Source organism: Ruegeria sp. BA2 (assembly GCF_056539605.1).
On record NZ_JBQFVE010000003.1, the window covers coordinates 484,699 to 498,079 of the forward strand.

Consider the following 13,381-nt stretch of genomic DNA (forward strand, 5'->3'; position numbering starts at 1 on the left):
GGAGATCATTGGAAATCTGTATTTGAGACTTCACTTGGGATAAAATGGCAAGACCGAGAAGCGGTGCGAGAATGCGATACGAGTTCGATGCCTTTAAGTTAGACACTGACACACGCGAGCTTCGCCGTGGTGCGACCGCTGTCGCGCTCGAGCCGCAAGTCTTTGATCTGTTAGTTCTTTTTCTTGAAAACTGCCATCGGGTGGTTTCCAAGGACGAGATTGTCCAGCGCGTATGGTTTGGAAGGGTGGTTTCGGATTGGACAATCCTCGGTCGCGTAAAATCGCTACGTCAGGCATTAGGCGATGATGGGAGCGCTCAGAAATACATCCGTACGTTGCGAGGGCAAGGGTTTCGCTTTGTGGCACCCGCCAAATTGGTGTCGGTAGATAGTGCCACGGCACTGGAACCATCTGAAACAGCCGAGCGGAAAACGGTCGGGGCGCCACCATGCATCGCGGTGTTGCCATTTTCAGCGATCGGCAACTTAGAGATCGGAAGATCACTGGCGGATGCAATCCCGCGCGAATTGATCAGATCGCTTTCCAGCGTGCGTTGGTTGCGTGTCATTGCACACGGATCGTCATTCAGGTTCCGAGGACAGACGATCGAGTTTGAAGACGTAAAGTCACTCCTGGGTGCACAGTACTGCATCTCTGGAATGGTGGAGGCGTTGGCTGGTCGTCTCTATGTGGATGTAGAAATGGCCGATACTCGCACCGGTGAGATCGTCTGGGCAATTCGAAAAGAAGCCCCGATTGACGAGGTGCAACGTTTGCGAACCGAAATAGCAGGGGCTGTGCTCAATATTTCGGAATTTGAGCTTCCCGAACACGAGGCGCGACTTCTGGAAGTGGATGATGCAGAAAATCTGGATGCATGGTCATCTTTGCATCTGGGAATTCGTCATATGTATCGGTTCAACAAGTCAGATACAGAAATAGCCCGAAAGATGTTCGAACGTGCTGTAACACTGGAACCAACATTGGCACGCGCGCATGCTGGAATTTCGTTCACCACTTTTCAACGCGTGTTTCTGGGGTATTCGTCCGACCTCGCCGCGGACCGACTGGCTGCCAGGCTCAGCGCCGAAGAAAGTGTTCTTCTTCAACCGCGTGACCCGTTTTCGAATGTTGTGATGGGCAGAAGCCTGTGGCTGACAGGAGATACAGAAGCGAGTAAGCCGTGGTTTGACCGGGCGGTCCTTGAAAGTCCGAATTACGCATTCGGCCGTTATGCTTCGAGTTGGGCAAAGGTTTTCACATCGGACTACGCAGGTGGAAACGAAATGACTGACCTTGCCATTGCCCTTAGCCCGCTTGACCCGTTGCGAGGCGGCATGCTCTGCAACAAGATGTGGATCGCGCTTGCCGCAAAGGACTATGATGCTGCGGTTCAGTGGGCACAGCAAACCGCGCTGACGCCCGGTGCGCATGCGGGCCACGCGATGTTTGCGGCGATGACAAACCGTTTGGTTGGCAATAATGATGGTGTGTCGCGGTGGTTAAAAGAAACAAAGCGCCGAAACCCGGGGTTCAGCAAAGCAAAAGCAAAGGCTCTGGTTCCGAGTAGTCACACCGAATTTCGCGCCTTAACTGAAGAGGCTGCGATCGCGCTTGGTCTTCCCGACTAGTGGTCACGACGCAAGATTGGAATTGGCGCGAGCTGCAAAGTGCATCTTCGGCATTTGCTGCATGAACAGACGTCGGTTTGGTCTTATGATCGAGATTCGCAGAACCTAGTTGCGAAAGTCTGGATTGGGGTGCCCTCCGACGCTCAAACAAAACAATGGCCCAAATCTGATGGGGCGCTCTAGAGGTCCGCTTTAGGGAAGCTGCAACGCAGCAATGCTGAGCGGGATGGATGTCGCCTTTGGGCCGGAAGCATGCGACCCTCAACCGAATGCTGTTTATTTTCAGGAAAGATAAAGCTGCCAGATTCGCGCAAATTTTTCGTCGACGTCGCGCGAGACACGCAATACTGCATTTATTGCCGACCGTTCCGTCATGAAATCCGGGAAGTGCTTTCGCAATTTGGCGGCTTCTTTCTTTGCTTTTTCGAGGTTGCCGGCTGCATGCGAAATGGCGAGCGCATAAGCGTGATACCAGTATGCACCTGCCATCGGCGACCTGCAAATTTCGACCAACGCATCCTGGAACCTGTCCTGCATGAAATAACACGCGGCGCGGAAAAGGCGTGGGATGCGATCCTCCAGTGGGTTGAGCTCGGAAGACCGATCAAGAAAGTAAAGCGCGCGATCAATGTCGCCGGCCATGTAGAAGCAATATCCGAACTCAGCTAGCGCATCCGACTTGCCGGGATTGAGTGCAATTGACTTTTCCACCGCGCTTAAGAAGTTCTCGAATTCGCCGCGATAGAACTGAACCATCGCGATTGCCTGATGGGCAAATGCATTGTCGGGATCGAGCGATACAGAGCGTCGGGCGTATCTAAAGGCTTCACCCAAAATGAAGCTACTGTCATTTGCCTTAACAGGAAATCGATATTGGTCGAGCAACACCACGGCAAGGGCTGCACAAGCATCCGAAGAAATTGAATCCTTTGAAAGTACTTGGCGCAAATCGTCCTGCACCGCAGCATGCATCCGGGGATCTCGAATTCTGGCATATTCGTAGTACTGGGCGGTTGATCGATACGTCTGCCAGGTTGCTGGTCGGCCTTGGCGACCAGAAAGTGCGGCCGCGTCGTCCAGTAAGTCGCGCCGATTTGCGACCCGGGCCGCGATAAGCAGGGAGATCTGATCTTGGATATCGAAGATGTTCTCAAGCGTGCATGCACGATCAAACTTTTCGACAAGAATGTGCCCGTCTGTCTTTGTGTCGATAAGCTGAAAAGTAATGCGAACCTTCGTATCTGACTTTCGTACGCTTCCCTCTATTACAAAATCCGCTTTGAGCGTTTGCCTGACGTCGCTGATGGTTGCCTGCTCGCGCGAGAGTGCAGCTGTGGTCGAACGCGAAAAGACAAAGAGGTCGCGGAACCGAGAGAGGTTCGCGATGACCTCCTCTGTTAATCCGGCAGCGAAAAAATCGTCTTCGCGGTCGGAGCCAAAATTCTCAAAAGGTAGCACTGCGATTGCTGGCCGATCTTTTCTTTCAGGCAATGCCAAGGAATGCGCAGTCGGTTTGGCTTGTTGTGAGTGAATTGCAGCTGAGGAAACCGCTTCAGTCACTGGGGCGATGAACCGAAAACCTCTGCCGTGGATCGTCTGTATCAATTGCCGCGTCTTGCCGGTATCTCCCAGCGCTTTCCTCGCAGAGCGAATGCGACTGCTGATTGCAGCCTCAGAAACGATCCGCCCGTTCCAGATGGCATCCATTATTTCTGATTTCGAAACCATCTGATCTCTGTTTTCGACCAGAAACTGAATTACGGCAAAGACCTGGGGTTCGACTGCAACCTTGTCTCCGTTCTTGCGAAGTTCAAATGCCGCTGTGTCGAGTTCGAAGTCACCAAACCTACTAATCATGGTCCGCTCCGTCTAAGCCCACTTCGCGTACTCGGGTTCGCCCGGTCCGCTCTGCGCTGCCGATATGACGGGATTCTGTCAGGCAGTGGCGGAGGCGTCAAATCATTGTCCCTTCTGCGTGTGACCTTAGAGGGGAGGTCAACAACGTTCTGGATTGGTCGAAAATCCCCAAAATCTCCCCGAATTCTACAGATCGTCTACAAGCATCACATGGTTGCTCCGACTAGTTTGAAACCGTAGCCGAGCGGCTTCCAATTATCTGGCAATACTACATCGAGTAGAGCGTCCCTTTGGCCTTCGCGCCGCCTTTCGTACGACCCAAACGAGGATTCAATGACCAAAAACTTACTCTTGACCACAGCAATATGCGCGAGCGCCTCGGTTGCATCCGCAGACCAAGAAAATCCGGTGCATATCGGTGTTCTCTTTGGCTTTACCGGGCCGATTGAGTCGATGACGCCTGCTATAGCCGAGTCCGCGGAATTGGCTTTGCGCGAGGCTGCGGAGTCTGGCGCCTTTCTAGGAGGCCGCGACATCGTTCCCGTCCGGGCCGACAGCACCTGCGTGGATACGTCCTTAGCGGTGGCGGCAGCGGAACGGCTGGTGACAGCCAACAATGTAGCCGCGATCATCGGGGCTGGCTGTTCCGGGGCTGCCGCGGCCGTTTTGGCAAATGTCGCACTTCCCCACAACGTTTTGTCGATTTCTCCCACCGCCACGTCACCCGGATTGACCGAAGCGAAAGACAACGGGCTCTTTTTTCGTACCGCACCATCTGACGCACGGCAGGGTGATGTTATTGCCGAACTATTGATCGAAAAGGGCATTCGAAAGATTGCGGTGACTTATACCTCCAACGACTACGGCGTCGGACTATCCTCTACCTTCGCCGCCGCTTTCGAAGAACTTGGTGGTGAGGTTCTTGTGGCAGCTGCTCATGTCGATGGCAAAGCGGACTACGCAGCTGAAGTTGCCACCCTCGCAGCCAGTGGTGCCGATACCCTGCTGGTTGCCGGATATGCCGACCAGGGCGGTCGCGCCATCATTCAGGCATCTCTTGATACAGGTGCATTTGATCGTTTTGTGCTGCCTGACGGCATGGTTTCGGACTCCTTGATTGAGGAATTTGGCGCAGCGTTGGTTGGATCGATCGGGACCTTGCCAGGTGGCGACAATGAAAGCATCGATAGATTTGAGCGCATGTTGCAGGCGCACGATATCACCAGCCGGGCGCCATTTCGCGCCGAGGCTTATGACGCGGCGGCGGTTCTGACCCTTGCTATGCAAGCGGCCGGAACGACTGATAGTGACGCGGTATCAAAATCAATGCTTCGTGTTGCAAACGCGCCTGGTATCAGAATCGGCCCTGGTGAAATCGAGAAGGGCCTGCGCATTCTCGCGCAGGGTGACGAGATCGATTATGTCGGCGCGAGTGCAGTTGAATTCACAACCGAAGGCGATGCGAATGGAACTTATCGCGAGGTTACATTCTCGGAGGCTGGTTTTGAAACCGTTCGGATCTGGTAGTCGCAGCACGCCCCCCGAGGCTCCAGCGTCGGTTTGCATCAGACCGGCGACCGGAGCCGACCGTGCGGCGATAGAGTGTTTGGCACGTCGTGCCACCCACGATTTGCTCAACCCATTTCTGTCGGCAGAGCAACGGGAGGCGACATCGGCTTTCACCCCGCTTGATCCGTGGCTTATTGAAGATGGAACGTACTATGTTCTCGAAGTCGACGGGGTGCTCCGTGCCTCGGGCGGATGGAGCGGAAAGACTCCTCTGATCCACGACCCCAACGCTCAATCTCGGCCAGCGCAGAGTAAAGAGACCGGGACGGCACGAATTCGGGCGATGTACACAGACCCGGCTTATTCGCGGCGGGGACTGGGCCAGAGCGTTCTGTCTTTCTGCGAGACCTCCGCCCGCTTAGCAGGGATATCTCGCTTGGAATTGATCGCCACCCCAATCGGTGAGTTGTTATATGGCGCTAACGGCTACGAAGTTGTTGAGAGGATCAAAATGAAGGCGCCAGGCGGCGTGATCATCCAGGTGGCGCGGATGCGGAAGCATTTTAGGCCCGCCGCGGTGCGACAAAAGGGGCAACAGCGATATGCATGACGTATCTCGCTGGGACGCCAAAAACTACGCTGGCTTGATGGGGTCGTTGGCGTCGTGCCTCGAAAAAAATTCGCAACGCTAATATTTCCGCCATCACGGAAGGCGAGCGTCTGCTCTCCCAGAACGACGCAAAGATAAAATGGGCGCTAAACTACACAGTAATGGAGCCGGAACTATTGAAGAATACGTTAAGACGCAGCGGCCTAGAAAATAGACGCCGTCAGACTCATGTAGCTCACACAGAGGTTTTTGCGCGCGCACGAAGGACAATTCTCAAGTGAATTTTTGGAAGGAATCACCTGGATGACACAACGCTTCAACCCCGAAGGGTGCTGGCCACAGAATGGTCGTGCCTTCAATCACGGCGTCGTCGAACCCGAAGGCAGGGTGCTCCATATGACCGGGCAGGTTGCTTGGAACAACAAAGGCACCATAGTTGGAGAAGACGATTGCGAGGTGCAAATTCGTACCTGTTTTGAGGGTGTCGAAAGGATCCTCGATGAAGCGGGCGGGCAACTTGAAGATATCGTTTCTTTGACGATTTATTTTGTGAACCCGGCCGATTTACCTGTCATTCAGGCTGTCCGAACCGAGAAGTTCGCGCCACGTTGCGCGCCGGCCAGCGTCCTGATCCGGGTGTCCGGTCTCGTTGCGCCTGGTTTGCTTGTCGAATTGGTGCCAGTGTCTGTGATCCCCGAGCATCGCTTCTGCGACCCTGACACTCGTCCGCATGTTTAACGTCGTTGTTGCCTGTAATAACCGAAACGCTTGGTAGGCACGCGCCGTTAGCGTGAACGTATCGGCCTCTTGAAAATCGGTGCTCCGGTCGTCGGCAGGAGAACCGCATAAACGCTTGTCGAGGCGGTGATGAACAAGCGGTTGCGTTTCGGTCCGCCAAAGCAAATATTCGAGACCTCTTCGGGGATGAAGATCTTTCCCAGAAGTGTTCCATCCGGGTGATAGCAATGAACGCCATCCATTGCGCTTGTCCAGATGCGGCCTTGGGTGTCGAGCCGGAATCCATCGAATACCCCCGCCTCGCATTCAGCGAACACGTCGCCACCTGTCAAAGTGCCGTCACTTCCAACGGAAAACGCGCGGATATGATGTTCGCCGCTGGCATAACGGGTCCCACCGCTGTCGGCGATGTAGAGCATTTGCTCGTCGAGCGAGAAAGCCAACCCATTGGGGCAGGCGAAATCAGTTGTCACTTGAGTGATGTCGCCAGTCGCAGGATCTAGCCGATAAACATGCTCGCCATCCAATTCCGGTTCGGCCTGAAACCCTTCATAGTTGGATTCGATCCCATAGGCCGGATCGCTGAACCAGATTGTATCGTCAGACCTCACCACAACATCATTGGGGCTGTTGAATCGCTTGCCGTTGAGGTGGCTGGCCAAAGTTGTGACCGACCCGTCATGTTCGATCCGGGTGACGCTGCGGCTGCCATGTTCGCACGCAACGATCCGCCCTTGCCGATCGAGGGTCGAGCCATTGGTGTAGCAACCCAGGCCGGAACGGATGTCCCCGACGACCCCGGTCAACTCATCCCACCGAAGTCTGCGATCATTGGGAATGTCGCTCCAGATCAGGCACCTGAAGGCCGGAGAATAAACTGGCCCCTCGGTCCATTTTCCACCGGTCCAGATTTGTTCGATCGGCTCATCCAGTTTGATGCTGCGTCTGAAGCGTTCATCGCGGATTTCGTAGAATTCGGTTTTCGTCATTGGCAGCGCCATCACTGATTGCTACAAATTACATAGCAACATAATTCACTACAGAAAGTATAGCAAGTGACGCAAATTCCAATGCCGGGACACCCTGTTCGCGGATCAAAAACCGGAGCTCCGATCATGGCCCTATTCGATCTGCTCGGCCGCCACTGGGCAATGGGTGTACTCTGGATCCTAAGCGAAATCGGCCCCTGCACCTTTCGTAAGCTGCAAGAAGAGTGCGAAACGATCTCGCCTGCTGCCTTGAATAAACGTCTAAAGGAGCTTCAGGCCGCAGGGTTCGTTCATCGCGCGGAAGGAGGATACGCATCAACCGAGCTGGGGCTGCAACTCCACGCGCATCTTCGTCCACTTGGAATTTTCAGCAAAGAATGGGGTAAGCAGTTGAAAGAACAGAATGGCTAAAATGCTGTGTTTCAACCAGTTGGTTCAATTGTTGCAATGGCCTTTCGACTTAGGGCTTTAGCCAAGTAGTGGCAATGCGCGTACAGCGAATAGTAGCTTCAACCGACCGCAGTGCAGCGAGGTCGGTCGTCGTCGCAAATCACCTTTAGGTCTGCTTTTCAATTGCCACAGACTGAAATGGCTTGCTCTCACAACATGATCGGGTTTGAATTCGACTATGGAAAAAGTACTGGGATTTGGAGGGTTTTTCTTTCGGGCGGAAGACCCTGCCACCTTGGCGGTTTGGTATCGGGACAATTTGGGAATTGATCTCGTTCCAAATGATTATGAAACGCCGTGTTGGACGCAAGAAGCAGGCGAAACGGTGTTCGCTCCGTTTGAAAAAGTAACAGAGTATTTCGGGAACCAGGAAAAGGCATTTATGCTGAATTTTCGTGTTCGTGACATTGAGAAAATGATCGCGCAGCTCGAGTCCAATGGTGTCGACGTCCGCCGAGATCCGGAATCGCCATATCCGAATGGCAAATTCGCGTGGCTCAATGATCCGGAAGGAAATCCAATAGAGCTTTGGGAACCGGCCTAGCGTGAGGTTGGGAGCCTGAGTGAAGAATATTGGCGTTCGAGTTTGTGGTCCTGAGATCGGGCCTTTTGGAATGAATGCAGAGAGCGGTTTTTGGGCCAAGATAGCAGATGCGACCCAACTCTAGATGGACATTCTTGTGCGTGCAGACCAAGTCTGCATCTGTTTGCAAAGACAGGTCGTCAAAGTGAACTCCTGAAGAGCTAACAATTTTGCTTTCTCCATTCAGAGGGTGAAACGCCAAAATGACGCTTAAAGGCTCGGCTAAACGCCGCTTCTGATGCATATCCGGCCCGCTCTGCTGCATCCGCGATGTTCAGCTGCTGTTCAGCAAGACCGCGTGCCGCAAGCTGCATACACGTGTTTTGTACAAACTCTCCAGGTGAACAGCCAAGCAGTTGATTGAATCTTTCGGTCAGCACGGTACGCGAAACCGCGCATTCCTGCGCTAGCGTTTCGACAACCCATCTCTTCCCTGGATACCGGTGGATCAATCCAATCGCCCTGCTGACAGCACGGTCTTTGAGTGCGTCAAGCAACCCACCGTTCTTGGAATTTGAGATATGGTCTCGAACGGCTTCGACAAACAGAAGCTCGGATATCTTTGTGAGCGTGGCCTCTGATCCAAGCTGACCGTCGGACATTTCCGTTGCCGCATACTTCAAGGTTTTTTCCACCAAGGACCCGGAACGACACTCAGGGCCATTGTAGCGAAACACGGGTGGCAAAGCGTTCAGTAGCGGATCATGCTGAAGCCCGCGCCCTCCCAAGAACCCGCACACAATTCTGGTTTGTTCACCACCTCCGCCATGTCTGATGACCATAAGCTCTTCAGGCCCATTTCGGTCAGTCACATCCAATGCCGGAATGGTTATAGCCGGTTGCTGACCTTTTAAAAGGTGAGGGTCATTACGGGGAAGAATAACCGCCTGACCGGGCAAGAATATGTGGGCGTTTTTATCCGCATCGATCACAGTCAGACAGCCTTCCAACACGTAATGAAAAAGAACCATTTGATCTGCGGGACCCAGATAGTGACTGCAATCGGATGCTTTTAGAGCTGAGGACACACACCAGGGTTCGGAAAACTCCGCGTGAAGAAAAACGCCACCTGTCAGCCGTGCTGAACGAAGAATTTCCGACAAAGCATCCATCAACGTCCTCACGATCTGACTTCCGGCAAATCGGCAATGAATTCCGGTCAGACGATCATTCAGCAGAAATTCCAAAAGGTCTACCTCGTATCCGGGCCTAGTAGGACCCCGGATACTGAAAGGAAGCACAATGAAACTTGGAGACAAGGTGCCGGATTTTTCGGCCGATAGCACGGCGGGTGAAATCCGGTTTCACGATTGGATCGGACAGGACTGGTGCCTGTTGTTCAGCCATCCAAAGGACTTCACACCGATCTGTACAACCGAACTCGGATCAATGGCGCGATACCATGCCGATTTCACCGAGCGTGGTGTCAAAGTCATCGGACTGGGCACCGACAGTGTAGAGGATCACATCAGGTGGTCCGGTGATATCGAAGAAACGCAGGGCGCCCGCCCAAGATATCCGATTATCGCGGATACGGATCTGCAAGTAGCCAAACTCTATGACATGATCCCGGCATCCGCAGAGTTCGATCTCGAAAGCAGGACTGCGCAGGACCTGTTTACCATCCGCAGCACGTTTCTTATCTCACCCGACAAGCGGCTTCAGATGGCGATGACCTATCCAATGACGGCAGGTCGGAACTTTGAAGAAGTGCTCAGGATCGTCGACGCAATCCTTCTGACAGCGCGACATGATGTGGGCACACCTGCGGGCTGGCAACCGGGTGAACCGGTGATGATCCTGCCATGGGTCACCGACGAAGATGCGCGAAAGCGCTACCCTCACGGGTGGCAAACGATCAAACCCTATATGCGTGTCGTTGATCAGCCTCGATAACCAAACCAGATTTGAGACAAAGGAGAATTAAGTTGAGACAAGTGACAAAGTCTATTCTGGCTCAATCGCTTTTGGTTGGTGCCGTAAGCATGACGACTCAGGCTCACGCCATGGACCTACATCTGCAACAAGCCTCTGTGAACACGCACAGGTCTCAAGGCGATGTTCGGGAGGTTCAAGGGGCCACAGGAACGATGGTTCGGTCTGAGAGTGGCATTTTTGTTGATGTCAAAACCAAAGACCTAACACCGAGGCACGTCTATACGATGTGGTTCGTCGCAATAAACGATCCATCGAATTGCAGCGCAACGCCCTGTCCAAGCACTGACGTGCTTGGCTCTTCTACCACGGTAAATTCAGATCTGGGTTTCGCAGATGGGACCATTGCAGACCTCAGTGGAGCCGCCCATTTTGCGACATTCCAACCGTTGGGTGATCTGACAAATGCCTGGTTTGGAAATGGACTAGCGCAACCTAACGCGGAAATTCACCTTGTACTGCGCGACCATGGGCCGTTGCAGATGGGTTACGAGCGTCAGATGATGTCGACGTTCAGAGGGGGTTGCACCGACGAAAGTGTGCCAGGTTCTGTACCCGACACGGCCAGAAACGATGGACTTATGGGTTACTTCGCTTGCTCCAATCAACAGACGGTGATCTTTCTCCCATCCGGAGCCGAGAAAGACTCCTGATGGGGCGTCAGGCGGCCAAAGCACTCTTGCATCACTTTAAGAGGCTAGTCGCAACTTAACCAAAGCCATTGAAGACGAGGGTTGCTCAGAATTTTATAACCGCTGGGCAACCCCTGCTGACCTATTGAGAGTACATTTTGCTATGATAGGCCAAGGTCCGGCTGAGTGCGCAGTAAAGCAAAGGAGACAAATATTGATTGAAATACGTTCACCACGGCAAAGTGAGCTCGAAGCGGTGACGGATCTGTGTATGCGATCGAAAGCCTTCTGGGGTTATGATGCGGATTTCATGAATGCTTGTCGGACAGAACTTACTGTGATGGAAAGCGATCTGTCTGAAGAAGCCATTGTCTTGTCAGTGCAAGATTCAGAGATCACCGGAGTTGTTCAATTATCGTTCGATGGGACAACGGCGTATCTTGAAAAACTCTTTGTTGATCCTGCCTACATGGGAAAAGGGGTTGGGCGGAGCCTGTTTACTTGGGCGCAGGATAAATCGCGACTTCGGCAAGCTATGTGTGTGGTTGTTGAAGCTGATCCCGACGCTGTTCCGTTCTACAAAGCAATGGGCTGTCGCGAAGCGGGAAATGTGCCATCAGGTTCGATACCTGGAAGGTTTCTGCCACGCCTCGAATTCGAACTATAGCTTGCCTGAAAACACCGGAATTCGATGTCTATTCTGACTTACACCTGAAGTAAGCATATTTCACCGTCTGGTCAGCGAATTGCAGCGGCCCCATTGGTGTCAGTTTCGTAATCCAACACGGAGGCATAGATCGTGAACAGCTCAAAGGTGTATACGTACCCAGATCAGATGGGCGACATCGTTGGTCAAATTAAATATCTTCTACTGCGTAACGGAACCACTTTGAACTCACCTCCAGTTATTGCAGTTGATGGGAAAAGCGGGTCTGGAAAGTCAACTATCTCCAAGGCAATTGGAAACGAACTTGGCGCTTTGGTGATTGAAGGAGACGATTTTTTTACTGGCGGAACTGCCATTCGAGACGACCCTCTTGAAGTGCTGGCAGAGGAGTGCGTCGACTGGCGGTCCCAGCATCGTGTCATCGGTGACTTAAAGGTCAGTGGTACCAGTAGTCATTTCCGATTTTGTTGGTCTAAGTTCGATGGCTCACGGATTCTCCAATGCTATTCTTTGCAAGACAAAAAAGTGATAATTTTGGAGGGGGTTTATTCTGCTCGAAGGGAAATAGAAGATCTAGTAGATATTTCAATTCTGGTCATGCTGGATGGTGAAGAAAGAAAAAGGCGGCTCCTCTTACGTGAAGGCAGCTTGGGTGCTTGGGAACAACAGTGGATTAACGCCGAAGACTGGTACTTTTCCAATCGAGTCGGCACCGAAAAATTCGATTTGATCATCAACAATTAGCCCGTGTAAGGTCCAAGATGTCGCTGCTCTAGGATCTGGCAAGTCATATCACCCCGTCGCGAAGTGGCTCGCGGCTAAGTTTTCCCAATCGATCAGTCCCCAAAATTCAGGTTCGTGTCAGCGCCCAGAACCGCAAGGGCAGGGCAATGGCTGCCGCATTCAGACCCAGAACATAGCCGATCCTGACGCCGACCGCTCCGAAACCAAAGAGGAACCCCAGTGCATAGCTGGCCGGCAAGGCAAGTGGCCAATAGGCCGTCAGGGTTATGATCGTGGGCAAGTTCATTTCCGACATTCCCCTCAGCGCACCCAACGCAGTACCCTGTAGGAACTGCAAACAGCAGGGTTCGTTTATCGCGCGGAAGGAGGATAGGCATCACTCCGGGCACGGAACGATTGTTAAAAGCAAGGGCAGCTTAATGCCCTTGCTTGGACGGTTCCTTAAAAAGGGAACCGATAATGTGAAGGAGGTGGGTGTTCAGCCTCCGGTGGAAGACCAACGTCCTTCCTCAGATTAGTCGGCAACTCGGCTTTCTTTCGTCGAATAGGCCTTTCCACACTGGGTCGCCGGTCGAAGATAGCCGCTAGCCGCAGTAAGAGGCCGCGCGACCGGCCAATTGGTATGTGAAGTGATAAGCTTGGCATTGTTCTCTCCATGAAATGATGGAAAGCCGCCACATGAGGAAAACACAAAAAAGGCCGCTCACGAGGCGGCCTTCAGATCGGAAACCTGTCAGACCGCTTTAACGGGCTACTGCGCCTACCGCGCGAAGCATTGAGGTCTGACAATTCAGCATATCTGATATCTCCTGTATCAGGGTTTCCGGTTCGTCTTGTTACCAGACGAATGGTCTCAGTTCAACAACCCACACATGTATTGGTCGAATTCCACCGGATAGCTAACTCGCAAGCGCAGCATTCGAACATAGCGCTCAAGGTCGGCTCTGGGCCGAGTAGTTCACGGAAGAAGCGGTAGGGACCCATACTGCGGGTCTTCCGAGGTCTGCTAGTTGCCCTTGAGTACTTCACCAATCAA

General features: G+C 53.0%; 13 protein-coding genes and 1 pseudogene. 10 read left to right on the forward strand and 4 right to left on the reverse strand.

All coding sequences use genetic code 11. From position 1 onward, the window contains the following. Positions 1-44 precede the first annotated feature (44 nt). A complete protein-coding gene (locus tag ACR0NN_RS09915) occupies positions 45-1,631 on the forward strand; it encodes a winged helix-turn-helix domain-containing protein (RefSeq protein WP_480684538.1) in 1,587 nt (528 codons plus the stop codon). Between the two features lie 282 nt (positions 1,632-1,913). On the opposite strand, the gene ACR0NN_RS09920 is transcribed toward ACR0NN_RS09915, so the two are convergent. Further along, positions 1,914-3,488, reverse strand: coding sequence for a winged helix-turn-helix domain-containing protein (locus ACR0NN_RS09920; RefSeq protein WP_170720242.1), 1,575 nt, complete (start codon positions 3,486-3,488; stop codon positions 1,914-1,916). Positions 3,489-3,821: 333 nt separating this feature from the next. Here ACR0NN_RS09920 and ACR0NN_RS09925 point away from each other — a divergent pair, with 333 nt between their 5' ends. The 4 genes and pseudogenes from ACR0NN_RS09925 to ACR0NN_RS09940 all read left to right on the forward strand — a co-directional run bounded on the left by ACR0NN_RS09925 (position 3,822) and on the right by ACR0NN_RS09940 (position 6,345). Next, a complete protein-coding gene (locus ACR0NN_RS09925) occupies positions 3,822-5,015 on the forward strand; it encodes an ABC transporter substrate-binding protein (protein WP_170720240.1) in 1,194 nt (397 codons plus the stop codon). Next, positions 4,954-5,430 (forward strand): annotated as a pseudogene (locus tag ACR0NN_RS09930) (GNAT family N-acetyltransferase); the annotation flags it as partial. The gene ACR0NN_RS09925 and the pseudogene ACR0NN_RS09930, both read left to right, overlap by 62 nt. A 3-nt stretch (positions 5,431-5,433) precedes the next feature. Next, positions 5,434-5,607 carry a hypothetical protein gene (locus tag ACR0NN_RS09935; protein WP_480684562.1) on the forward strand — a complete coding sequence of 58 codons (174 nt, stop codon included), beginning with the start codon at positions 5,434-5,436 and terminating at the stop codon, positions 5,605-5,607. Between the two features lie 303 nt (positions 5,608-5,910). Next, positions 5,911-6,345 (forward strand): RidA family protein, encoded by a 435-nt coding sequence (locus ACR0NN_RS09940; RefSeq protein WP_170720238.1) that lies wholly within the window; start codon positions 5,911-5,913, stop codon positions 6,343-6,345. A gap of 47 nt (positions 6,346-6,392) precedes the next feature. Here ACR0NN_RS09940 and ACR0NN_RS09945 read toward each other — a convergent pair whose 3' ends face one another. Beyond that, on the reverse strand, positions 6,393-7,334 hold the full coding sequence (locus ACR0NN_RS09945; protein ID WP_170720235.1) for an SMP-30/gluconolactonase/LRE family protein: 942 nt from the start codon (positions 7,332-7,334) through the stop codon (positions 6,393-6,395). Positions 7,335-7,460: 126 nt separating this feature from the next. Here ACR0NN_RS09945 and ACR0NN_RS09950 point away from each other — a divergent pair, with 126 nt between their 5' ends. Beyond that, positions 7,461-7,745 (forward strand): winged helix-turn-helix transcriptional regulator, encoded by a 285-nt coding sequence (locus ACR0NN_RS09950; protein WP_480684541.1) that lies wholly within the window; start codon positions 7,461-7,463, stop codon positions 7,743-7,745. Between the two features lie 217 nt (positions 7,746-7,962). Then, the gene (locus tag ACR0NN_RS09955; RefSeq protein WP_170687536.1) at positions 7,963-8,328 is read left to right on the forward strand and encodes a VOC family protein; all 366 of its coding nucleotides are present in this window, start codon (positions 7,963-7,965) and stop codon (positions 8,326-8,328) included. Between the two features lie 200 nt (positions 8,329-8,528). On the opposite strand, the gene ACR0NN_RS09960 is transcribed toward ACR0NN_RS09955, so the two are convergent. Then, positions 8,529-9,479: an AraC family transcriptional regulator gene (locus ACR0NN_RS09960; RefSeq protein ID WP_480684560.1), complete on the reverse strand. Its 951-nt coding sequence runs from the start codon at positions 9,477-9,479 to the stop codon at positions 8,529-8,531. Positions 9,480-9,609: 130 nt separating this feature from the next. Between ACR0NN_RS09960 and ACR0NN_RS09965 the strand changes: the two genes are divergently transcribed. From ACR0NN_RS09965 to ACR0NN_RS09975, 3 genes are all read left to right on the forward strand, one after another. Next, positions 9,610-10,263, forward strand: a complete 654-nt coding sequence (locus tag ACR0NN_RS09965; RefSeq protein WP_170720231.1) for a peroxiredoxin — start codon at positions 9,610-9,612, stop codon at positions 10,261-10,263. An 885-nt stretch (positions 10,264-11,148) separates the two neighbouring features. Next, on the forward strand, positions 11,149-11,601 hold the full coding sequence (locus ACR0NN_RS09970; RefSeq protein WP_480684543.1) for a GNAT family N-acetyltransferase: 453 nt from the start codon (positions 11,149-11,151) through the stop codon (positions 11,599-11,601). Between the two features lie 168 nt (positions 11,602-11,769). Then, positions 11,770-12,345: a uridine kinase family protein gene (locus tag ACR0NN_RS09975; RefSeq protein ID WP_480684545.1), complete on the forward strand. Its 576-nt coding sequence runs from the start codon at positions 11,770-11,772 to the stop codon at positions 12,343-12,345. 106 nt (positions 12,346-12,451) lie between these two features. Here ACR0NN_RS09975 and ACR0NN_RS09980 read toward each other — a convergent pair whose 3' ends face one another. Continuing rightward, positions 12,452-12,631: a hypothetical protein gene (locus ACR0NN_RS09980; protein WP_480684546.1), complete on the reverse strand. Its 180-nt coding sequence runs from the start codon at positions 12,629-12,631 to the stop codon at positions 12,452-12,454. Positions 12,632-13,381: the final 750 nt, after the last annotated feature.